Source organism: Nitrosospira multiformis, assembly GCF_003050865.1.
Lineage (GTDB): Bacteria > Pseudomonadota > Gammaproteobacteria > Burkholderiales > Nitrosomonadaceae > Nitrosospira > Nitrosospira multiformis_E.
The window spans coordinates 17,794-37,354 of record NZ_QAOK01000023.1 but is presented as its reverse complement, the minus strand read 5'-3'; the positions used below and the strand labels follow the sequence as shown (position 1 = coordinate 37,354).

Annotated in this window: 26 protein-coding genes; 11 read left to right on the top strand and 15 right to left on the bottom strand. The window is 54.4% G+C overall.

Features of this window, described 5'->3' with window-relative positions; genetic code table 11:
* Positions 1 to 196 precede the first annotated feature (196 nt).
* Positions 197 to 856, bottom strand: a complete 660-nt coding sequence (locus C8R21_RS11655) for an SPOR domain-containing protein (protein WP_107762855.1) — start codon at positions 854 to 856, stop codon at positions 197 to 199.
* A gap of 84 nt (positions 857 to 940) precedes the next feature.
* Between C8R21_RS11655 and C8R21_RS11650 the strand changes: the two genes are divergently transcribed.
* Entirely contained in the window at positions 941 to 1,603 is a 663-nt protein-coding gene (locus C8R21_RS11650) for a c-type cytochrome (protein ID WP_107762854.1), read from the top strand.
* 233 nt (positions 1,604 to 1,836) lie between these two features.
* Here the strand turns inward: C8R21_RS11650 and hemL are convergent, their stop codons facing one another.
* Genes hemL through thiD form a run of 3 tightly spaced genes read right to left on the bottom strand, consistent with a single transcriptional unit; the run spans position 1,837 to position 4,620 of the window.
* Positions 1,837 to 3,117 carry a glutamate-1-semialdehyde 2,1-aminomutase gene (gene hemL / locus C8R21_RS11645; RefSeq protein WP_107762853.1) on the bottom strand — a complete coding sequence of 427 codons (1,281 nt, stop codon included), beginning with the start codon at positions 3,115 to 3,117 and terminating at the stop codon, positions 1,837 to 1,839.
* Entirely contained in the window at positions 3,114 to 3,818 is a 705-nt protein-coding gene (gene thiE, locus C8R21_RS11640) for a thiamine phosphate synthase (protein ID WP_107762852.1), read from the bottom strand. The genes hemL and thiE overlap by 4 nt, the downstream gene beginning before the upstream one ends.
* A complete protein-coding gene (thiD, locus tag C8R21_RS11635) occupies positions 3,781 to 4,620 on the bottom strand; it encodes a bifunctional hydroxymethylpyrimidine kinase/phosphomethylpyrimidine kinase (protein ID WP_107762851.1) in 840 nt (279 codons plus the stop codon). The genes thiE and thiD overlap by 38 nt, the downstream gene beginning before the upstream one ends.
* Positions 4,621 to 4,668: 48 nt before the next feature.
* On the opposite strand from thiD, the gene C8R21_RS11630 reads away from it, so the two are divergent.
* From C8R21_RS11630 to C8R21_RS11620, 3 genes are read left to right on the top strand one after another with little or no spacing between them, the layout of a single operon-like run.
* Positions 4,669 to 4,866 carry a rubredoxin gene (locus tag C8R21_RS11630; protein WP_011381910.1) on the top strand — a complete coding sequence of 66 codons (198 nt, stop codon included), beginning with the start codon at positions 4,669 to 4,671 and terminating at the stop codon, positions 4,864 to 4,866.
* Positions 4,867 to 5,256, top strand: a complete 390-nt coding sequence (gene gloA, locus C8R21_RS11625; RefSeq protein WP_107762850.1) for a lactoylglutathione lyase — start codon at positions 4,867 to 4,869, stop codon at positions 5,254 to 5,256.
* A 13-nt stretch (positions 5,257 to 5,269) separates the two neighbouring features.
* Complete coding sequence (locus C8R21_RS11620; RefSeq protein WP_107762849.1) at positions 5,270 to 5,848, top strand: hypothetical protein; 579 nt, start codon at positions 5,270 to 5,272, stop codon at positions 5,846 to 5,848.
* 53 nt (positions 5,849 to 5,901) lie between these two features.
* On the opposite strand, the gene C8R21_RS11615 is transcribed toward C8R21_RS11620, so the two are convergent.
* The 8 genes from C8R21_RS11615 to purM form a co-directional block, all read right to left on the bottom strand.
* Complete coding sequence (locus tag C8R21_RS11615; RefSeq protein ID WP_258192375.1) at positions 5,902 to 6,192, bottom strand: hypothetical protein; 291 nt, start codon at positions 6,190 to 6,192, stop codon at positions 5,902 to 5,904.
* A gap of 142 nt (positions 6,193 to 6,334) precedes the next feature.
* Entirely contained in the window at positions 6,335 to 7,573 is a 1,239-nt protein-coding gene (locus tag C8R21_RS11610) for a mechanosensitive ion channel family protein (protein WP_107762847.1), read from the bottom strand.
* A gap of 134 nt (positions 7,574 to 7,707) precedes the next feature.
* Positions 7,708 to 8,010, bottom strand: a complete 303-nt coding sequence (locus tag C8R21_RS16460; RefSeq protein ID WP_258192374.1) for a phospholipase D-like domain-containing protein — start codon at positions 8,008 to 8,010, stop codon at positions 7,708 to 7,710.
* Between the two features lie 26 nt (positions 8,011 to 8,036).
* Entirely contained in the window at positions 8,037 to 8,273 is a 237-nt protein-coding gene (locus C8R21_RS16455) for a hypothetical protein (protein WP_258192373.1), read from the bottom strand.
* A gap of 23 nt (positions 8,274 to 8,296) precedes the next feature.
* A complete protein-coding gene (locus tag C8R21_RS11600; RefSeq protein ID WP_375136005.1) occupies positions 8,297 to 9,562 on the bottom strand; it encodes an RsmB/NOP family class I SAM-dependent RNA methyltransferase in 1,266 nt (421 codons plus the stop codon).
* Positions 9,563 to 9,724: 162 nt separating this feature from the next.
* On the bottom strand, positions 9,725 to 10,489 hold the full coding sequence (locus tag C8R21_RS11595; RefSeq protein WP_107762845.1) for a DUF3108 domain-containing protein: 765 nt from the start codon (positions 10,487 to 10,489) through the stop codon (positions 9,725 to 9,727).
* Positions 10,486 to 11,124 carry a phosphoribosylglycinamide formyltransferase gene (purN, locus tag C8R21_RS11590; protein ID WP_107762844.1) on the bottom strand — a complete coding sequence of 213 codons (639 nt, stop codon included), beginning with the start codon at positions 11,122 to 11,124 and terminating at the stop codon, positions 10,486 to 10,488. The genes C8R21_RS11595 and purN overlap by 4 nt, the downstream gene beginning before the upstream one ends.
* Before the next feature lie 51 nt (positions 11,125 to 11,175).
* Positions 11,176 to 12,234, bottom strand: coding sequence for a phosphoribosylformylglycinamidine cyclo-ligase (gene purM / locus C8R21_RS11585; RefSeq protein WP_107762843.1), 1,059 nt, complete (start codon positions 12,232 to 12,234; stop codon positions 11,176 to 11,178).
* A 209-nt stretch (positions 12,235 to 12,443) separates the two neighbouring features.
* Here purM and hda point away from each other — a divergent pair, with 209 nt between their 5' ends.
* The 4 genes from hda (at position 12,444) to C8R21_RS11565 (ending at position 16,047) form a co-directional block, all read left to right on the top strand.
* Positions 12,444 to 13,118, top strand: coding sequence for a DnaA regulatory inactivator Hda (hda, locus tag C8R21_RS11580; RefSeq protein WP_074975125.1), 675 nt, complete (start codon positions 12,444 to 12,446; stop codon positions 13,116 to 13,118).
* Positions 13,115 to 13,777, top strand: coding sequence for a histidinol-phosphatase (locus tag C8R21_RS11575; protein WP_107762842.1), 663 nt, complete (start codon positions 13,115 to 13,117; stop codon positions 13,775 to 13,777). The genes hda and C8R21_RS11575 overlap by 4 nt, the downstream gene beginning before the upstream one ends.
* A gap of 144 nt (positions 13,778 to 13,921) precedes the next feature.
* Positions 13,922 to 14,914: a FecCD family ABC transporter permease gene (locus C8R21_RS11570; RefSeq protein WP_107762869.1), complete on the top strand. Its 993-nt coding sequence runs from the start codon at positions 13,922 to 13,924 to the stop codon at positions 14,912 to 14,914.
* A gap of 29 nt (positions 14,915 to 14,943) precedes the next feature.
* A complete protein-coding gene (locus tag C8R21_RS11565) occupies positions 14,944 to 16,047 on the top strand; it encodes a tellurite resistance/C4-dicarboxylate transporter family protein (RefSeq protein ID WP_107762841.1) in 1,104 nt (367 codons plus the stop codon).
* A 56-nt stretch (positions 16,048 to 16,103) separates the two neighbouring features.
* Here C8R21_RS11565 and C8R21_RS11560 read toward each other — a convergent pair whose 3' ends face one another.
* A complete protein-coding gene (locus tag C8R21_RS11560) occupies positions 16,104 to 16,337 on the bottom strand; it encodes a hypothetical protein (RefSeq protein WP_107762840.1) in 234 nt (77 codons plus the stop codon).
* A 346-nt stretch (positions 16,338 to 16,683) separates the two neighbouring features.
* Between C8R21_RS11560 and C8R21_RS11555 the strand changes: the two genes are divergently transcribed.
* On the top strand, positions 16,684 to 17,106 hold the full coding sequence (locus tag C8R21_RS11555; RefSeq protein ID WP_181258922.1) for a response regulator: 423 nt from the start codon (positions 16,684 to 16,686) through the stop codon (positions 17,104 to 17,106).
* A 77-nt stretch (positions 17,107 to 17,183) separates the two neighbouring features.
* On the opposite strand, the gene C8R21_RS15925 is transcribed toward C8R21_RS11555, so the two are convergent.
* Entirely contained in the window at positions 17,184 to 17,357 is a 174-nt protein-coding gene (locus tag C8R21_RS15925; RefSeq protein ID WP_181258921.1) for a hypothetical protein, read from the bottom strand.
* 26 nt (positions 17,358 to 17,383) lie between these two features.
* Here C8R21_RS15925 and C8R21_RS11550 point away from each other — a divergent pair, with 26 nt between their 5' ends.
* On the top strand, positions 17,384 to 17,926 hold the full coding sequence (locus C8R21_RS11550) for a chorismate--pyruvate lyase family protein (protein WP_074975132.1): 543 nt from the start codon (positions 17,384 to 17,386) through the stop codon (positions 17,924 to 17,926).
* Between the two features lie 213 nt (positions 17,927 to 18,139).
* Positions 18,140 to 18,886, top strand: coding sequence for a 4'-phosphopantetheinyl transferase family protein (locus tag C8R21_RS11545; RefSeq protein WP_107762838.1), 747 nt, complete (start codon positions 18,140 to 18,142; stop codon positions 18,884 to 18,886).
* Between the two features lie 32 nt (positions 18,887 to 18,918).
* On the opposite strand, the gene C8R21_RS11540 is transcribed toward C8R21_RS11545, so the two are convergent.
* Positions 18,919 to 19,545, bottom strand: a complete 627-nt coding sequence (locus tag C8R21_RS11540; RefSeq protein WP_146162483.1) for a class I SAM-dependent methyltransferase — start codon at positions 19,543 to 19,545, stop codon at positions 18,919 to 18,921.
* Between the last annotated feature and the right edge of the window lie 16 nt (positions 19,546 to 19,561).

Here is a 19,561-nt window from a genome sequence, read left to right as displayed (position 1 = left end):
CCATGAGCCAATAAATGTGAATGAAAAGCTTATATGATGAGGATGGGAATATCTTATTGCAAGACTTGCTGATCCGCAGCAAGGTCAGAAAAACCGCAGCGGAAGAATACTTCGCTAAAAATCACACGTCCAGGAGCATGACAGGAGGGAGAAGCGGGAAAGGAGCATGCTGCATTCAAGGGTTTTTCCAAGCTCTTTATTGCGCCGCCTTGTTTGCCTTGCCATGCGTTCCTGCACTTGGCTCGCAAGTGGTCCTGGTGATACGGCTATTCGGAAATTCCGCCTTTAATTTTTCCAGTTGCCCTTCCAGGTCCGGCGAGGAGTTTTCCGCGACGAATTTGACCTGTTCGACATTCCTTGCTCCGATAATGGCGGATACGACCCGTTTATTCCTCAAGACTGCCAGAAAGGCGCGGGCATCCTCGATTTTTTCAAAAAATCCCAGCGAAATCGCATTATTCCACTTGCTGTCGCCTTCCACGATCTGGTAGGTGGTAATATCGCGCCGCTTGAGCTCTCCTATCTTCCGGTCGGCATGTTGTTTGTTTGTGAGCGGGGGAATGTGTACCCAATAGTAGGGCACCATGCCCATGGTCCGGGATTTCAGTTTGCCATCGAGATTATGCCGGGAAATGGCTGCTTCGACATGGACCACATCCGGTTTGGCAAAGGCTTCCCATTCCAGGCAAATAGACGGGGGTGGCGGGGCGGCCTCTGATGAAGGTCCGGTTTTCGCTTGAAGCTCTGCTGGGAGGGGAGTCCTGCTTTCGTCCGGTTCAAGCTGGATATATAACGCGAAAGCGAGGTTGATAAACAACAATAGAAAAAATAATGCTCTCATTACGGATAAAGTCATTGTTATTGTTGTTGTTATACGACCTTTGCCTTAAAATGCACAGTCAAATCAAAATACCAAATTACTTTCTTCGGAGTCCCAGGAATGCAAGGCATCAAGCTAATTTCGATGATTATCGCATCGGCTGTATTGGCCCTGTCCAGCCACGTTTTTGCGGAAACGCCTCCTCAGCCTGTCAAAACGGCAGGAGATGCGGCTAAAGGTCAGGAAATCGCCACCCAGGTTTGCGTCGCCTGCCATGGTGAGAGTGGCACCAGCATGATTCCTGAGAATCCGAATCTGGCTGGACAGCATGCCGAGTATATCATCAAGCAGCTCAATAATTTCAAGTCGCAGGACGGCAAGCCGGCAGAGCGCGAAAGCGCGGTGATGTCAGCCATGGTTGCACCGCTTTCCGACGAGGATGTAAAGAATCTCGCAGCTTATTACGCCAAGCAGAAACCCCATCCCGGGGTGGCTAACAACAAGGAACTCGCGGAGGAAGGGGAAAAAATATACCGGGGCGGAAATCTTGAAACCGGTGTTCCCGCCTGCTCCAGTTGCCATTCCCCCAATGGCGCCGGCATTCCTCCCGTTTATCCCCGGCTCGCCGGGCAGCATGCACAGTATTCTGCTGCCCAGTTACGCGCCTTCCGGACAGAACAACGGGCAAACGATGCGAACAAGGTTATGCACATGATCGCAACGCGGATGAGCGAAAAAGAAATGCAGGCGGTGTCCGAGTTTATTTCGGGGCTGCACAAGTAATAAAAATCAGGGGATTCCGAAGTTATCGCAGAGGCGATGCTGATCAAAGCGGGAGGACTATAAGGCGCAGGATGCCGTCCGTCCGCGTGATCGGAGTTCGGCAAGACCGCCGCGGAGAGGGCGCGGGGCAGAATGCGGTCCAACCCCAGCAGTCAAGCCTAAGCCTGTGTTCGCAGAGCAGTATCTTCAAAGGAAGATACTGCCTCGCTATCAGCGGCAACTGCCCGCTGTTTTTATTTCCGCGCGAAGATTTGTTCAGCAGTGGCTAGCGTCTTGCTGATTTCAGCATCACCGTGTGCCGCGGAAACAAATCCGGCTTCAAATGCTGACGGGGCGAAATAAACACCTTTCTCGAGCATCGCGTGGAAGAATCCATTGAAAGCATCGCGGTTGCAGCTCATCGCTTCAGCGTAACTTTCCGGTAGCGTTTCCCGGAAATAAAGGCCGAACATGCCGCCTACCGCCTGTGCACAGAAAACCACGCCATGTTTCCTGGCGGCTGTGACCAGCCCTTCGGTGAGTGCGCGGGTACAGGCGGTCAGTCTGTCGTAGAATCCCGGTGCCTGCACCAGCTTCAATGTAGCGAGACCGGCAGCAACTGCAACCGGGTTTCCCGAAAGCGTACCCGCCTGATAGACGGCTCCCACCGGCGCAAGGCATTGCATGATTTCTCGCCGGCCTCCAAATGCAGCCATTGGCATACCCCCGCCGATCACTTTGCCCAGCGTGGTGAGATCGGGTTTTATTCCGTAAAGCCCCTGGGCACACTCAAGTCCGACGCGAAAACCTGTCATCACCTCATCGAAGATCAGCACGCTGCCGTGACGCGTACACAATTCGCGCAAACCCGGCAGAAAGCCGGGGCGAGGTGCGATAAGATTCATATTGCCCGCCACGGGCTCGACGATGACCGCCGCGATTTCGGCGCCGAACTGATTGAAAGCCTGTTCAACCCCGGCGAGATCATTGTAATCGAGCACAACCGTGCTGGAAGCCGTTTCAGCGGGAACACCCGCGGAACTTGGATGGCCGAAAGTCAGGGCGCCGGAGCCTGCCTTCACGAGCAGGGCGTCGTCATGGCCGTGATAGCAGCCTTCAAACTTAATGATGCGATTCCGCCCGGTATAACCGCGTGCCAGCCGGATGGCGCTCATGGCGGCTTCCGTTCCGGAGCTTACCAACCGCACTTGCTCAATGGAGGGCACCAGCCGGCACAGCAGTTCCGCTATCTCGAGTTCCGCCTCGGTGGGCGCCCCAAAAGTCAAGCCGTTTTTTGCTGCCGCATAGACCGCCTCAATCACTTCCGGATGGGCATGCCCCAGAATCAGAGGGCCCCAGGAACCGACATAATCTATGTAGGACTTGTCATCCGCATCCCATACATAGGCGCCTTCACCCTTTCTGAAAAAAACCGGCGTACCGCCGACCGATTTGAAGGCGCGAACCGGCGAGTTAACGCCACCGGGAATGAATTTTTGCGACTGCTCGAACAATTGCTGGTTACGTGACATTATTGGCTGGTCCTTGACAATGAGGGATGAAACGGCTGACGCTTGAATAACCCGGAAAACTTGTCGGCCTCGGACCGGATATCTCGTGCGCCAAACAGAGCGTTGCTGACCGCTACAGCATCCGCACCGGCGCTGATCAACTCCAGCGCATTATCGCTATTGATGCCGCCTATGGCGACAATGGGAATACTGATCTCAAGATTTCCCTGCTGTAGCAGGTCAACGGAAGCAGGCACGGTATCGGGCTTTGTGACGGAAGTAAAAAAAGCCCCGAAAGCAACGTAATCCGCCCCATTGCACTCGGCTTCGATCGCAGACCCAAGTTCGTTGTAGCAGGAAATCCCGATGATCTTTTCATGACCCAGTTTAAGCCGGGCTTGAGAAATGGGTGCATCTTCCCGTCCCAGATGCACCCCATCCGCCCCAACCTCGAGGGCAAGATCGATATGATCGTTGATGAGGAGGGGAACCTCAAACTGACGGCAGAGATGAGCGAGCGAGCGCGCCTGTTCCCGGCGCAGTTCCTCATTCATCGTTTTGCTGCGGTATTGAACCAGTCGCGTACCTCCGGCAAGCGCGTTCCGTGTCATCGCGACCAGACTCGCTGTATCTCCTGTATCTGGCGTGATCGCATATAGACCGGTTATTTCTCGCCGCGAGGCAGCGCTACATCGCCTGATTTCGATCCTCGACACTGTTCTCATCACGCGTCCAGAATAGCCTGTCTGGCAGATGTTGTCCCATTCCAGGCCTGAACCCGGCTTTCAGTGACTGCCAGGTGTATTCCTGCGCTTCATATATACCCTCTGCAATAGGCAATCCATTGGCAAGCGTGGCGGCGATAGCAGAGGCGAGTGTGCAACCTGATCCATGATATGAGCCAGTCAGGCGATCCCACGCATCCGTGCGCACGATGCCGGTAGTTCCGTATAGGGTGTTCACCACCTGCGAAGTGTTTTCATGGGTTCCGGTAACGAATACATATTCACATCCCAAACGCAGCAATCGGGCTGCGCACTGGTGCAAATCCGGCATATCGGACTCATCCTCATAATCCTGCGCCAGCCGCCGCGCTTCGAGGCTGTTGGGCGTGATGATGGTTGCCTGCGGCAGCAGCAATTCCCGCATGGCAGCGACCATTTCCTCATTGGCGAGTTCATCGCCGCGGCCCGACGCAAGCACAGGGTCCAGCACGACCGGAATGTCGGGATAATCCGAAACCACTTCGGCAATCGCTGCAATAATTTCCACGCTGCCCAGCAAACCCATTTTAAACACATGCACGGGCATGTCCTCAAGAACCGCGCGTGCCTGATCCGTCACCCATTCTGGGTCCAGCGCCATTACATCATCTACCCCGGCCGTATCCTGCACCGTCACGGCAGTGACGACCGAAAGGGGATGACATCCCATGCTGGCCAGAGTGAGAATATCAGCCTGAACACCGGCGCCCCCGGTAGAGTCGCTGGCAGCAAAAGAAAGTACGATGGGGGGTGGCTGAGACATGAACTAATACCGTAAAATGATATTTTAACCCAAATACCCTTACTCATCATGACTACCACCGAAACGACCGAAGTGCGTGTCTACCGTTGCTATATGTGCCTGATTTGCGGCTATGTATATGATGAGGCCGAAGGGTCTCCGCAGGAAGGTATTCCGCCCGGAACAAGGTGGGAGGATGTTCCGATGAACTGGACCTGTCCCGAATGTTCAGCGCGTAAGGAAGATTTTGAGATGGTGGAAATCTGAATGCGCATACTTCATACCATGCTGCGCGTGGGCGATCTGGAAAAGTCGATTGCTTTTTATACGGACGTGCTGGGAATGAAGGTGCTGCGCCGGAAAGATTATCCCGAGGGCAGGTTTACCCTCGCATTTGTCGGTTATCAGGATGAGGCTGAGGGAACGGTATTGGAGCTCACCCACAACTGGGATACCAACAAATATGACCTGGGCACCGGTTACGGGCATATTGCGATCGGAGTCGATAACGCCTACCAGGCGTGTGAGGAAGTGAAGAAGCGGGGCGGCAAGGTTACACGCGAGGCAGGCCCGATGAAGCACGGCGTCACCGTGATCGCTTTCGTGGAAGATCCTGACGGCTACAAGATCGAGTTCATCCAGAAAAAAACCGCGTAAAGCCGCGCTCCATATGGATGAGCCAGATAACCCTGCCACGGAAGCCGTTAAGTCAAATATTCCTGCTCGACTGCTGATTTCTGTTACGCGGCGTCTTTTCATCGCACTGGTTATTCTTTATGGCCTCTCATTGACCGCTGCTGCTCTTTTGAGGGAGTCCATCTATATAGTGCCGCTGCTCGTATTCGCCAGTGGCGTGATTGGCGGATTTGTCGGTCTCCAACGCCGACTGAAGGATTTGACTTTGTTCGATCTGGAGTTGATAGCGGAGTCCTGGGTTTACACTGCTCTTTCTCCCCTGGTTGGGGGTGTATTGGCTTTTTTGCTTTTTATACTTTTTCTTTCCGGTTTGCTATCTGGCGATCTGTTTCCCGTTTTTCTGCCTGACAGCAATTCATCCTCGGAAAGTTTCCTGTCGATTTTCGAGCAACATGGAGAAGGACACAAAGAATATGCAAAACTGATATTCTGGTCTTTTATCGCAGGCTTTTCCGAGCATTTTGTTACGGACGTGATCAGCAGATTTGAAGGAGCAGCGGTGAAAAGCCTGCCTTTAGCGGGGCAAGAAGAGTCAAGGCGAATTCCACGCTAAGAAAATGCTGTAGATCACATCGTCTGCTAACCTCGTCATATACCTCAATAAAATCAACGTTCGTTATCCTGACGATCCTGCCAGTTGAGATAGAGGACAGCTATCGTAATGATAGCCAGAGGCAGAAGTACGTACAGGCCGAGCGCAAAACCTGCTCCGTCTCCATGATGAGGCGGCGGACTGCTGATGATCTTGTAGCCATGCGCTGTTCCAACCAGGAGAGCGAGAACCAGGCCTGCCATGCGGCGGTTTGCGATCAGCTTCCGGCCTGACAGTTCATTCAACATATGGGCCGCGTAATAGCCAAGGAAATAGATAACGGTATAAAAAACCAAGGCGCCCATAACAGTTCGGATATCACGGATTTTCTTCTGGAACAATATTACCATCCACGCCGGGAATCCGGACAATTCTCCAACTTGGCGGCAGGAGGAGGCAGAAGCTATAAAGGGGAGGCTGGGCCTGATGTGGCTGAAAAGCCTCCAGTTAACGCTTGATTCCGTTTTCTCCGAATGTCCGCCAGATATCGAGGTTGATGTCGGACCGCAGCGCGGGCAGATTCTTCTCCGCTTCTTCCACCCACGCGACGAGTTCCAGAACGATCCCGCCATCGACGAATTCCTTGAGATACACTGCGGGAGCAGGATCGGCCAATATCTGGTGACGCCTCTTTGCCGCTTCCGACATGATTTTCATCGCGGCCTCGATCGGGCTGTCGTAGCTGATCCGCATCGGAAAGACAAGGCGCAATCGGCGATCGGAGTAGGGATGGTTGATGACAGCCGAAGTAATGAAAACATCATTGGGAATGAGGATATTGGTGCCTTCTTCGCTCTTGAGTACCACATACCGCGTAGTGAGCGAGGTCACCTCACCTTTGCGGTTATCCACCGTGACTATATCGCCGAGATGGAGGGAGTGGTCCAGCAGGATGATAAACCCGCTGATGTAGTTGCTCGCGATTTTTTGCAGTCCCAGTCCGAGCCCGACGCCGAGTGCGCCCCCAAACACGGACAGAAACGTAATGTCCACGCCGATCATGGGCAGCGCCACCGTCACCCCCATGACGATCAGAATGGTGCGGCTGATCTTCGACAGAATGACACGCTGGTTGATATTCAGCGCCCTCGCCATCATGATGCGCGTTTCAACCGAACTCGCAAGCGACAGCGCCACGAGCATGCTGACGGTGAACGCGATGAAACCCTGCGCGATCAGCAATATCGAAATGCGCTGCTTGCCGACATGCAGTGAAACGTCATCGAGAAGGGCCAGAATTTCGGGCAAAAGCCCTGTGATGTAAAGCGCGAATCCTATCCACACTGCCCAGCCGATGAATCGTTCCCACGGGCGCAGCCACTCCTGGCGGCGAAACACCTTGCGCAGCATGTAGACTGCGGCCCGGATCAGAACGAGCGCAAATAGAATCGGAATAATGATATTGAGCAGGGGCGTCGGATACCAATAGTCCAGCGCCCACTTGCCGACGACAGTAAAGACTAGCGCAAAAAATGGAAACAGGAGCCGGCTCAGGCTGCGTGCGCTGATGGTTAGCGCCCCGCCGGCGTTGACACGCGCCGGAGCGCGCCGCATGAACTGCCTTTGCAACAACCACGCCATTACCATGCTCGCAGTCAACACAGCAAGCTGCCACAGGACGTGGACTTGCTGTGCATGAGCAAGCAGTTTGTTCAGCAGGCTCTGGAATTCAATGTCGAAGTGCATCCGTTGAAACAGGAAGATGGACGGCGCCGGAAATGGATGGGCTGGCGGCAGATTCTAGCACGCGTAGATTACTTTCCCCTCATGCCGCATTTCGGCTCAGGGAAGCACATGCTTACACGCCTGAATCACTTGAATCAGCGGTAAGGCCGCGCATGGCTGAAATGATCCCGCCAGTTTTCCAGGTAAAGGTCCACCAGGGCGGAATTCCCCCGCATCACGAGCACGTTTTCCGCATTCTTGTGCTGCGCCGCATGGGTGAAATTGAAGCTGCCGGTAATCAGCGTAGCTTGGGCGCTGCCTGCATCGATCAGCATCACCTTGTTGTGGGCACTGCTATGATTCGAGTCCATGAATACCAGCACACCTTGTGACGCCATTCTTGCAATCAGACTGGTCGGAATTTTTTCGGTCTGCTCCCTGTCCGCAATGACTTTCACATCCACTCCGCGATGCCTGGCTGCGATTAAAGCATCGGCGATTCTGCGATGGTAAAACTGAAAGCCTGGACCAGAACCTGGGTACGAGCGCCATCGATGGTGTCCGCAATCAGTTTCCCCGCATCCTGCCCTGGAGTGAAAGCAACCTGTACAGTACCGGATGCGGACAGGACTGGAGGTGGCTTCCGATAGGAAGGGGATTCAAACGCTGCGACAGAGGTTGCCAGAAGTATGGCAAGGGAGCCGGCCAGATATTGCTTCATGGAGGAGCTACGGTCCGATGACATCATATTTGAGCCTTTCCTGATTCCAGCGCGGCGGCAAAAAAACCATCTGTACCATGCAGCCTGGGCTGGAGTTGCATAAACACACCGGTGTCGAGCGGAATTTTTTGCTGGTGCAGCAACTCGGCGCAATTCAGCAGGCTGAAGCGGGGGTTATTCGCAATAAAATTCTCAACGATTTCCCGGTTTTCTTCCGGTAAAAAGCTGCAAGTGGCATAAACCAGTCTGCCACCCGGTTTAAGCAGGTTGGCCGCAGATGACAGAATGGCGGCTTGCTTACGCTTGAGTTCCTCGATGCTTTGCGGCGACTGGCGCCACTTCAGATCCGGGTTTCGCCGCAGGGTTCCGAGCCCGCTGCAAGGTGCATCCACCAGCACCCGATCGATTTTTCCCGCCAGCCGTTTCACCTTTATGTCGTTTTCATTCGCGATAAGCTGAGGGTGGAGGTTTGATAAACCAGAGCGCTTGAGGCGGGGTTTGAGATTGTTCAGCCGCTTTTCCGAATTATCGAAAGCATAGATGCGCCCTTGCGAACACATCAGCGCCCCCAGCATCAGCGACTTTCCTCCCGCTCCCGCGCAGAAATCCACTACCATGTCCCGGCGCCTGGGCGCAAGCAGATAACCCAGCAGCTGGCTGCTTTCATCCTGGACTTCGATCTTGCCGCTCATGAACACTTCATGCCGGTTGATCGCGGGCTTCCCGGTGAGGCGGATGCCGATCGGGGAATAGGGCGTCGGTGTTCCTTCGATTCCATCTTTTCTCAACAGCTCGATGACTTCCTCGCGCGTCGCAAGCTGCGTATTGACCCGCAGATCGAGGGGCGCGGGTGCTTGCAGCGAGCGGCCCAGATCAAGGATAGCGCCATCGTCCATGAATTCTCGCAATTTTTCCAGCAGCCACTCCGGAAATTCGGCCTGGACGCCAAGTGGCTGCGATTCCAGCGACACGGCTTTCATTTCCCCAAGCCGTTTTGCTTCTGTTTCACTCACCAGGGGCACCAGCTCGCGCAAGTTCATTCCCGAGAATTTCGCCAGATAAGCCAGCAGGAGCGAGCGGGGTGTGGCAATTTCCACGACGCGTTCCAGAAAAAAACGGTGGCGCAGAATACCGAACACAGTTTCAGCAATGAACGCGCGATCGTTCACGCCGAGTTTCCGATTGTCCTGGAAAAAATGCCGCAGTAACGAATCAGCCGGATGCTGCAGTGGAAGTACGGCGCGCAGTGCAACGGTTGCCATGTCGAGATGGGCAGGGGTAAGACGTATTGTCATCAATTATCGATACTGCTGGGGGAAGCCAAAAGCGGACACAAAGCAGTCCTATAGCAGGACAGGAGGCACAAAGGAGGTATGCGGGCCGGTGGCACGCGCTGTCTGGGACAACCTCTCCGACGTCCCGGTGATTTTACAGGTTTGCCGCAGTCGGGCCTATTGCAGGCGGCCCTGCTTTATACCGTTCATCGACTCTCCATAGCTTATTTTTGTCACCATCTGATCCGTCACGATGCCGATTTTCTCGGTAGCCACGACGCGGACCGGCAGCATATGGTGATCGACGGCAAGCCAGATTTTTTTATCCCGATCCCCTTCTTTTCCCAGTTGCTTGGTCAGCACGATCGTTTTGAGCTTGCCCATTGGAGTATCGAGTGTTTCCTTGCTGACCGCATAGCAAACCGGCTCCAGGTGTTTTCCGTCGGTTTCGTGCAGGTTTACCATTTTGCCGGGGGCGGAAGTAAACATGAAGCTGTAGAGCAGGCTCAGCTTATCCTGGGCATCGGCAGGCAGCACTTTTTGCTCTTCCCCGCGCTTATGCTGAAGGGTGATCAATTTCTTGCCCCAGTCGAAAATCGCCACTTTGGGCACCTTGTTTCCGTGCTGATCCGAAAACCGCTCCGGCCGCAGCATCCCTTGCGTCGTGATGATGCCTTCACTGTCACGCACCAGGGTGTCCGGTTGTGTCAGCGCCAACAGGCCTTTGGCCTTGCCCTCGCTGTACAGGCTGTAGCGGCGCTCGCCGTTTTCCTGAGTGATTTTCAGCGTGTCATTCATGTCCGCTTCGAGGCTTCCGGATGTAACCGAATAACTGATATCGACCCGCGAGGGCACTTCTGTGCCGCAGGCAGCGCAAGCGGAAAAAGCGGGAAAAGCAAAAAAAACTGCTCCCGACAACAGGGTTAGAAATAAAAATCTCATTTGGATAATCCCGGTGAATATAAAACAGAATCGTCGAAATCGGCATCGCTCACCTCAACACTGTTATCAGAGAGCTTCAGCCGGTCTTTCATAAACCAGCGCACGGCTTCAGGATAAATGCGATGTTCCTGTTGCAGTACGCGCGCGGCCAGCGTTTCCTCGGTATCACTAGGTATAACCTGAACAGCCGCCTGTATAATGATCGGACCCCGATCTGTTTCGGCGGTGACAAAATGCACTGTGCATCCATGCACCTTCACGCCCTCCTTCAACGCCTGCCTGTGGGGATGCAGACCGGGAAAAGCGGGCAGCAGCGAGGGATGAATGTTTATCAGCCTGCCTTCATAGCGGCTGACAAAACTGCCCCCCAACAGGCGCATGAAACCGGCCAGGGCGACGAGATCCGGTGCGTAGGCATCGATGACCTCTGCAAGTTTCTGGTCAAACACCTCGCGATCCGGGTATGACCTTTGGTCCAGCACAATGGTTTCATAGCCGCGGCTACGCGCGATTTCGAGTCCTGGCGCCTCTGGCTTGTTGCTGATGACCGCCGCTATCCGCGCGGGAAGATTCGCTTCCAGCAGTGCCTGCATATTGCTGCCCCGACCGGAGATAAGGATTACGAGTGACTTCATGGATCAGCAGCAGGATTCAGATCCCGCCTGTGCCTCGTTGCTTCACGCTGCTCACTCGATGATCGTCCGGGATTCGTCCGCGCACTGCTCGCGAATGGTGCCAATGCGCCGCCCGATTTCCCCCATTGATTGCAGCAACTGCGTGGCGGTATCGATATACTCCGGCGCCACGATGACGGCCATGCCAATGCCACAATTGAAAACGCGGTGCATTTCGCTATCGACCACATTGCCTTCCCGCTGCAGCCAGGCAAAAAGCGGAGGCATCTCCCAGGTTTCTTTCTTCAGTATCGCCGTAAGGCCTTCAGGCAGAATACGCGGAATATTTTCCAGCAGACCGCCGCCTGTGATATGCGCCAGGCCTTTAACCGGTACATGCTTCATGAGTTCGAGCAGAGGCTTCACGTAGATCCGGGTAGGCGCCATGATTACATCTATTAACGCCTTGCCATGGAAATCGGCGGACAAATCCACATTATTTTTTTCGATGATCTTGCGGATCAGGGAATAGCCATTTGAATGGGCGCCGCTGGAAGCAAGTCCTAGCACTGCGTCGCCGGCCTCAATGGTTCTGCCCGTGATGATTCGATCCTTCTCGACCGCGCCGACAGCGAAACCTGCAAGATCATATTCGCCTTCCGGATACATGCCCGGCATTTCAGCGGTTTCTCCGCCGATCAAGGCACATCCCGCCTGCTCGCACCCGGCGGCAATACCTTTCACTACCAGGGTGGCAGTATCCACGTCCAGCTTTCCACACGCGAAATAGTCCAGGAAAAACAGCGGTTCTGCTCCCTGCACCAGAATATCGTTCACGCTCATCGCAACCAGGTCGATGCCGACCGTATCGTGTTTGCCAGATTCGAACGCAAGCTTCAGCTTGGTACCTACCCCGTCCGTACCCGCTACCAGTACCGGATTGTTGAATTTTCGGGAAATTTCGAAAAGCGCGCCAAAGCCGCCGATGCCAGCCAGCACTTCAGGACGCAGGGTACGTTTTGCGTAGGGCTTGATGTTTTCCACCAGGCGTTCGCCCGCGTCGATATCGACACCGGCGGCGCGGTAAGAGAGAGGAGCAAGGTTTTCTTCGGGAGGCTGGGATGTGGTCAAGTTGAATTCTCGTCCTGTTACAGATAGAGTGGCGTTTGAAGCCGCAATTTTACCGCAAATGGCGCCCAAGGAACCTAACACGGAGCCTCAACACCGTTCCTCTGACCGTTCGAGTTTGAAAGCGGTTTTTCGGACAATACTCCCGATCTGCGTCTGCGTCCGTATCACCTGTTTCTTATCCTGATAATCCAGTAACAGACTCCTCGTTGATGAAGCAATTGCCGCTGGACATAATCCCTCCGCCACCAGCCTTGTCCAATTTCGTGCCGGGCCGCAATGCCGAGTTGTTGCAAACGCTGGATAACATTCTAATGGCGCGGGAGCACGAGCGTTTTGTTTATTTATGGGGTGGAACGGGTTGCGGAAAAAGCCATCTGCTGCAGGGTGTGGCCAGTGCGTGCAAGCGCAATGACATGAACACGCTTTATTTCGCGTGTGGCGAGAGAACGTCTTTTGCGAATGGCAGCGAGGTAGATTGCGTGATGGTGGACGACGTGGATCGCCTTGGCGCCGATGCCCAGATCGGACTGTTTCATCTCTATAATCGCATTCGTGACGAAGGGCGAGCGTTCCTGCTGGTAAGCGGTTCTGTTGCTCCCGGGCAGTTGAAGCTGCGCGAAGATCTGCTTACGCGCCTTGCATGGGGCCTGGTATATGAGGTTCACGAACTGACTGATGAGGAAAAAATGGAAGCCATGAAAAATCACGCCAGCAGCCGCGGCCTTGCTTTGCCTCAGGAGGTATGTGACTACCTGCTGCGGCATGAGCGGCGCGATTTGACTTCCCTGATGGCGAAGCTTGACGAACTGGATAAATATTCACTGGCGAGTCACCGGAAAATAACTGTTCCGCTGGTACGCGAGCTATTGCAGCCGGCCTCATGAACCTCGCTCTGTTTGACCTCGATAATACGCTGCTTGCAGGCGATAGCGACTTCCAGTGGGGACAGCACCTGATCGAGCAGGGGGTGTTCGACCGAGAAGTCCATGAGGCCCGCAATATCGAATTCTACGAGCAGTACAAGGCCGGCACTCTGGATATCCAGCAGTTCCTTGATTTTCAGTTGAAGCCCCTGTCGCGTCATCCGCGCAGCCAGCTGGATGCCTGGCACAGGGATTTCATGGAAAAAAGAATTCTGCCATTGATCACGCCGCAGGCGCGCAAGCTCGTCAATCAGCACATGCTTGGCGGCGATTTGTGCGTCATCATTACGGCAACCAACAGTTTCGTGACGGCGCCGATTGCAAGGGCGTTCGGCATAAATCATCTCATCGCCACCGAGCCGGAGCAGAAGGATGGGGAGTTCACGGGCAGGGTTTCCGGCCCCCCCTGTTTCCAGGAGGGCAAGATAGTGCGCCTGGAAAGCTGGCTGGACCACCATAACCTGACCTGGTTATCTTTCCTGGAAAGCTGGTTTTACAGCGACTCTTTAAATGATCTGCCACTCCTTAAAAAAGTGACCCGCCCGGTGGCGGTTGATCCTGACGCAATACTCAGGGCACATGCGGAAAAAAACGGGTGGCCCGTCATCAGCCTGCGATAGCAGTCAGAGGTGGGGGTATAGGGAGAGCGAGAGGGTGGCAAAGAGCAGCCCATGCTGCCCATACTGAAACGACCGACGGAAACCAGGAATTGTTGCACTGTTCGCCTTCGCTTCATTCCGGCGGGGACATGTCTGCGCGTTGACATGACCTCAGGGCTGACCTTCGCCAGATATTCCTACCCCCTGCTGCTGATTTTTTTCGGTTTGCTGGCTATGGGCAGCCTTTTCACCGGCTTGCTGTTCGGCAGTGTGCATATTCCGGTTTCAAGCGTCGTTCAGGCGCTGCTGTCTTCAACCGAAAGCATCTCCCATCAGATTATCTGGCAACTCCGCTTGCCACGGGTACTGGCCGCCTTTGCCTGTGGCGGTCTTCTGGCGCTGGCGGGCGCGCTGTTGCAGGTTTTATTGCGCAATCCCCTCGCCGATCCGTATATCCTGGGGGTTTCCGGGGGTGCAGCCGTAGGTGCACTCCTTGCAATGCTCCTTGGATGGGGAACTTTGCTTACGAATCTGACGTCCCTGGCGGGAGCGTTGGCGGCCGTTGCCATTGTATTCGGCCTTAGTTTTCGCGCAGGCAACTGGAATCTTTACCGGCTGCTTCTGACCGGTGTGGTGTTGTCCGCTGGCTGCGGGGCGCTCACAACGTTGATTCTTACCCTTGCGCCCGCGAGCGATGTCAAGGGCATGCTGTTCTGGTTGATGGGCGATGTTTCGCGTGCCGAAGAACCGTTGCCTGCCTGGATAACGCTCATTCTCATATCCACCGTGAGCCTGCTTTTTTCCGGCAGCCTGAACGTTCTCACATTGGGTCAAATGAAGGCAAGAACCTTGGGCGTGGCTGTGCTACCGTTGCAAATAGGGATTTATTTTTGCGCCTCCCTTGCCACAGTTGCAGCACTGATGCTCGCGGGGGTCATCGGTTTCGTCGGCCTGATTGTGCCGCATGCCGTTCGCCTGCTGGGAGTCAGCAATTTTCGCTGGCTACTGCTCCTGGCAGTATTATTGGGGGGGAGTTTTCTCACACTGGCGGATACCCTGGCGCGCACGTTATGGGCGCCGCAACAGTTGCCCGTGGGCGTATTGACCGCTTTGCTGGGCGTACCGATGTTATTGCTGTTGCTTTCACGAAAACCTTGATCATTTCCGCCTCATGAACGGGCACTATCATGAGCCGATACCGGGCCATCATCAGTAACGGCATAAAGAATTTTCATCCTGCCTACTTTGCCATGGTGATGGCGACCGGTATCGTATCGCTTGCCTTTGAAGCGATGAGCTTTTCCGCCATAGCAAAGGCGCTCTTCGTACTGAATCTGGTTTTCTATCTGGCCCTATGCATCGTCTTCGTCGCGCGGATGGCATTTTTCCTGCCGGATCTGAAGGCAGATTTCCTGACGCTGCAGCGCGCCTGGCTGTTTCTGACGTTCGTGGTTGGAACCAATACGATTGGTATGCAACTGTTTGTCTTCGAGCATGCTGCCGGGTTGGCAGCGTCACTTTGGCTGGTGGCGCTGGTCGGCTGGTTCATATGCATTTATTCAGTTATCGTCAACCTCGTCTCCGCGCGCTCGAAACCCATCCACGAAATCGTGAGCGGTGCGACGCTGCTGGTTGTGGTGGGCACGGTTTCAGTGGCCCTGCTCGCCACTCATCTGCTCGAGGCAATAGCAACACCACCTGATTACGCTTACGTAACAGTGGGGGCGTTCTGGATCCTTGGATTTATCCTGTACCTGGTGATCGTGTCGCTGGTAACCTATTGCCTGTTTTTCAGGCGATTCGAGACTGTCGATTGGGATGCGCCGTACTGGATCTGCATGGGCGCTGCCGCAATCATCACGCTGGCAGGCGCGGACTTTGTCACGCATTTACCCCTCCTTCCCGCATGGAACGACATACGGGAATGTGCACTGGGGATGACGATGTTTGCCTGGTTCGTTGGCACATTGTGGATTCCCTATCAGCTGATCATGGATATTCGCAAATTCACGTGCGTCGGGATCACCGGGCCTGTACCGCTGTGCGTTAAAGTCTTTCCCTGGTCCAGGTTGGCACTGGGCCGGCAATATCAGATTTATGATCCTCCGGCATGGAGCAGAGTCTTTCCGATGGGAATGTACACGGCCTGTACGCTTGCTCTGGCGAAAGCGGCGGGAGATGAATCCCTGGTGGTTATTCCGCACTATTGGGGATGGTTCGCGCTGCTGATATGGACGCTGACATTGATGGGCGCGCTACGTTCCCTTATTAGTGCATTCTCGCCCGAGTGAAGTGGATTGCGGCGACCACCTGGATTGCCCCCAAGGCAATAATGCCGACACATCCTTCAAACACGCTCAAAATTTCCGTCCAACCAGAGCGCCATTACTTCATCGGCAAGCTCGTCCAGATCCCAGCCTGACAAATCCACGTTAGCCGTATTTTCAAGCGAGATACGGTCTTTCCCTGGATCATCTGGTGAGCGCGCCACTCTGGCCGTGACGCCGGATCGGTGCACCGCAATTCGCGAAATCATTTCAAGCGTCCAAAGCGAACGCCAGTTCTCGTTATCCCTGCCCATAAAGTCTGCTCGCTCCCGTGTTGCGCGTAACTCATTCTGCCACTCGCCGAGCAAATGGAATTTTTCGTACGTGTGGAAAATCGTGTTTTTCTAACCGCATTTTTGTCCATTCCTGGACCAGAAATATGTTCGTTACCGTACCAAAAAAGGAGTGGACTTAAGATGATCTCGTTGTCTTTGATTCAAGACGAGACGTATAACCTGCGGCATTCTCGTGGGGAGGAAAAAGTAGAGTGCGATACCGCACGATTGGCGCACGTAGCTCGTGATACTGTCTGCTTTGATCGTCCACCAATGCCTTCTGGCAATGGCAAGGGCAAATTATCAAATCCGAGAGAGGCCACTGATGCAGACAGAAGATCTGGCGCTTCTTTCCGGACTCAAGGTCTTGATCGTGGATGACGAACCAGGAGCCTTGGATGTTACGAAACGCATGTTGTCTTTCTATCAAGCCAACGTCATCGTTTGCCTCAGTGCCGCCGAGGGATTGAAGCAACTCCAAGCGCACAGGCTGGATGTGATCGTCAGTGACATCATCATGCCCCACATTGATGGCTACCAGTTCATTCAGGCTGTGCGCAATTTTTCGCCAGACAAAGGCAGCGATATTCCTGCGGTTGCGCTCTCTGTGCTGAGTGAGGGAGAGGCGCAAGTCAAGGCGATCGATGCAGGTTTCCAGAAGTATCTTTGCAAGCCTGTCCGGTTCGCCACGCTGATTGGAACGGTTGCAGGTGTGGCAGGCATCGATCCCGGTAATGCTCGCCGATGAGTCCTGACTGACAAGCACAGCCCCGCAAGAGATCAAGGAATTTCCCGTCGTTCCCATATCATCCGTTATCGTACCCTCTACTCATTCAAGAAATCCCTCATGGATTGCCCACGGGCCGCATCGAATGCGGCCTTGATGGCAAATGCCCCGCCTGCCGCATTGGTACGATCCAGTTTTATTCCAAGGGGAAAGTTAAGAGACAAAGGAGGCAAAGGTGGGTGGGGATTCAGCCGGGCTGGATTATGCGGCATAATTCACCCTTTTCAGCTCTTCCGGAATGAATGCTGCCCCGCTATCGGACTGGCATCCTGCACTCTCTTCCATATCGCCCCGCGCCCGTAGCTGGTTGCAGAATCACGGCTCTCTTACCCAGCTTATTCAACGCCGCTGCTGTGGGGAATTCAGCGTCAAGCCCGTGTTCCAGTCGTTGGCAACGGTCTGCGGCGATGAGCTGGCAGTGATGAATTTACGGCGGGATGAACTGGCGCTGGTGCGGGAAGTGTATTTATATTGCGGCGAGACGCCAGTGGTATTTGCCCATTCCGTGGTGGCACGGAAAGATTTGCGCGGCGCATGGCGCAGCCTGATTGGACTTGGCAACAAGTCGCTGGGGACAGTATTGTTTACCAATCCTATCGTCAAGCGTACACCGCTCCGCTTCAAGAAACTGACGTCCGCTCATCCGCTTTTCACCCGCGCCTGCCGCAAGTTGCAGGTACAGCCGGCGAGTCTGTGGGCGCGCCGCTCCCTGTTCACACTGCATGGCCAGTCCATATTGGTTACCGAAGTATTCCTTCCTTCCATCCTGGAGCTCGCGTGATACTCACTCAACGTCTCGTGCATTACGAAAAGCTGATGCGGTTGGGTAAGTCCATCTCATAATGCTGCGGCCCGTGCCGGATACTAGCTAACGGTATTGTTGGGGGCTTCTATGCTGTTGTCGCGGTCGCCAAAAAATTGATAGCCACATTCTGTGGACCGGCGCAACTACGCGGATACGTTTGGCGTACAACAGCACATGTGGGAATAGGACATGAATGATGGAGCTTCCACAGTGATCGGACTTCCCGAACGAACGGCCCACCTCTGGTTCGTATCGGTTGCGCAAACGCGGATATCGTTCGATTATCACCTGTCGCTTCTTGATGAAGAGGAGAAGCTGCACGCTGCCCGCTTCCACTTCCGTCAGGATCGGGAACAATCCATTCTAGCCCGCGCCTCTCTTCGCTCGTTGATGGCCCGATATACAGGTTTTGCTCCTGAGCGGATTCGGTTCAAAAAAAATCAGTACGGCAAACCGTTTCTTCAATATCCCGACAGTTCAGTGCAGTTCAATGTAACGCATTCCGGCGATTGCATAATCCACGCCGTCACATGCGGAGCCGAGATAGGAGTGGATGCTGAGACAGTCCGGGATTTCAGTTCGCTCGGGTCGATTTCCTCATATTTTGCAACTGGCGAGCAGGCCTGGCTGGATGGGATGGCTCATGATGCCCGGGATGACGCATTTTTCATGCTGTGGACCTGCAAGGAGGCCTACATCAAAGCGCTGGGACGAGGACTTTCCAAGCCCTTGGACAGCTTCGAGATTGGCATCGTGAATAACGAGCCGAAGATTCTCTTTGACTCCGATGATCATGCTCTTGCGGATTCCTGGCAATTGCTGCTCTTTAAGCCAAAAAGAAACATGGTCGGTTGCGTTGCTGTCAACACGTCGATCAACGCAGTTGAATTTTGGGATTATGAGTCAGGCCTCCGCTGGCATCCATCTGATCAATAGCGCATTGATCGCATTGATCGAGCGCAGGACTTCTATCGAACCCGGATGAAACACTGTATATAGGCTTCACCGCTATTCCTTGTGACGTAATCGGTCGTCGCGTACGAGGCATAGGATCGCCGCTCGACCATGATCCGGTCAAAGTGATGGACGAATTGCCATCGCAGCACCGGGCGGGTAGAGAAGCAGGGGATAAAGACTCCGCCTTGCCGCAATGTGCGCGTTACCGCCGGCATTACTTCCATCCATAACTCTTCCTCATCCCATAGTGAAACGGGGACGAGATAGGGGTCGAAGAAAATGCCGTCAACGCTTTCCGGTTTCATCTTATGGATATACTCGAAAAAATCCGCCTCCACAATTTCCAGCGGTGTCGGGGGCGAGGGATTACGTTCACGAAAAAGCTCGATGACCTTGGGAAATTTTTCGATTACGGTATGGTGGCGGGTCGCGGGGTTGGCGGCGATCCGCAGGGCTGAAATGCCCAAACCCAAGCCCACTTCGAGGAATTCCGAGCCAAACCCGCAAAGGATATCGGCTGATTCCCACATGAGTGCTTGTTCCCATCCTTGCATGGCCTGGCCGTCACCTATGTAGAGCGTAACCTCGTCATTGGTCTCGACGAGGTTTATTTCAGGACTTTCCCGTTGCTGTATCATGTCCACTGTTGCCTCC

Excerpts from the sequence above, each read along its gene's own strand:
- C8R21_RS11655 (WP_107762855.1), bottom strand. The coding sequence starts at position 856 with ATGACTTTATCCGTAATGAGAGCATTATTTTTTCTATTGTTGTTTATC.
- C8R21_RS11650 (WP_107762854.1), top strand. The coding sequence starts at position 941 with ATGCAAGGCATCAAGCTAATTTCGATGATTATCGCATCGGCTGTATTG.
- thiE (WP_107762852.1), bottom strand. The coding sequence starts at position 3,818 with ATGAGAACAGTGTCGAGGATCGAAATCAGGCGATGTAGCGCTGCCTCG.
- thiD (WP_107762851.1), bottom strand. The coding sequence starts at position 4,620 with ATGTCTCAGCCACCCCCCATCGTACTTTCTTTTGCTGCCAGCGACTCT.
- C8R21_RS11630 (WP_011381910.1), top strand. The coding sequence starts at position 4,669 with ATGACTACCACCGAAACGACCGAAGTGCGTGTCTACCGTTGCTATATG.
- gloA (WP_107762850.1), top strand. The coding sequence starts at position 4,867 with ATGCGCATACTTCATACCATGCTGCGCGTGGGCGATCTGGAAAAGTCG.
- C8R21_RS11620 (WP_107762849.1), top strand. The coding sequence starts at position 5,270 with ATGGATGAGCCAGATAACCCTGCCACGGAAGCCGTTAAGTCAAATATT.
- C8R21_RS11615 (WP_258192375.1), bottom strand. The coding sequence starts at position 6,192 with ATGGGCGCCTTGGTTTTTTATACCGTTATCTATTTCCTTGGCTATTAC.
- C8R21_RS11610 (WP_107762847.1), bottom strand. The coding sequence starts at position 7,573 with ATGCACTTCGACATTGAATTCCAGAGCCTGCTGAACAAACTGCTTGCT.
- C8R21_RS16455 (WP_258192373.1), bottom strand. The coding sequence starts at position 8,273 with ATGAAGCAATATCTGGCCGGCTCCCTTGCCATACTTCTGGCAACCTCT.
- C8R21_RS11595 (WP_107762845.1), bottom strand. The coding sequence starts at position 10,489 with ATGAGATTTTTATTTCTAACCCTGTTGTCGGGAGCAGTTTTTTTTGCT.
- purN (WP_107762844.1), bottom strand. The coding sequence starts at position 11,124 with ATGAAGTCACTCGTAATCCTTATCTCCGGTCGGGGCAGCAATATGCAG.
- hda (WP_074975125.1), top strand. The coding sequence starts at position 12,444 with ATGAAGCAATTGCCGCTGGACATAATCCCTCCGCCACCAGCCTTGTCC.
- C8R21_RS11575 (WP_107762842.1), top strand. The coding sequence starts at position 13,115 with ATGAACCTCGCTCTGTTTGACCTCGATAATACGCTGCTTGCAGGCGAT.
- C8R21_RS11570 (WP_107762869.1), top strand. The coding sequence starts at position 13,922 with ATGACCTCAGGGCTGACCTTCGCCAGATATTCCTACCCCCTGCTGCTG.
- C8R21_RS11565 (WP_107762841.1), top strand. The coding sequence starts at position 14,944 with ATGAGCCGATACCGGGCCATCATCAGTAACGGCATAAAGAATTTTCAT.
- C8R21_RS11560 (WP_107762840.1), bottom strand. The coding sequence starts at position 16,337 with ATGGGCAGGGATAACGAGAACTGGCGTTCGCTTTGGACGCTTGAAATG.
- C8R21_RS11555 (WP_181258922.1), top strand. The coding sequence starts at position 16,684 with ATGCAGACAGAAGATCTGGCGCTTCTTTCCGGACTCAAGGTCTTGATC.
- C8R21_RS15925 (WP_181258921.1), bottom strand. The coding sequence starts at position 17,357 with ATGCCGCATAATCCAGCCCGGCTGAATCCCCACCCACCTTTGCCTCCT.
- C8R21_RS11550 (WP_074975132.1), top strand. The coding sequence starts at position 17,384 with ATGAATGCTGCCCCGCTATCGGACTGGCATCCTGCACTCTCTTCCATA.
- C8R21_RS11545 (WP_107762838.1), top strand. The coding sequence starts at position 18,140 with ATGAATGATGGAGCTTCCACAGTGATCGGACTTCCCGAACGAACGGCC.
- C8R21_RS11540 (WP_146162483.1), bottom strand. The coding sequence starts at position 19,545 with ATGATACAGCAACGGGAAAGTCCTGAAATAAACCTCGTCGAGACCAAT.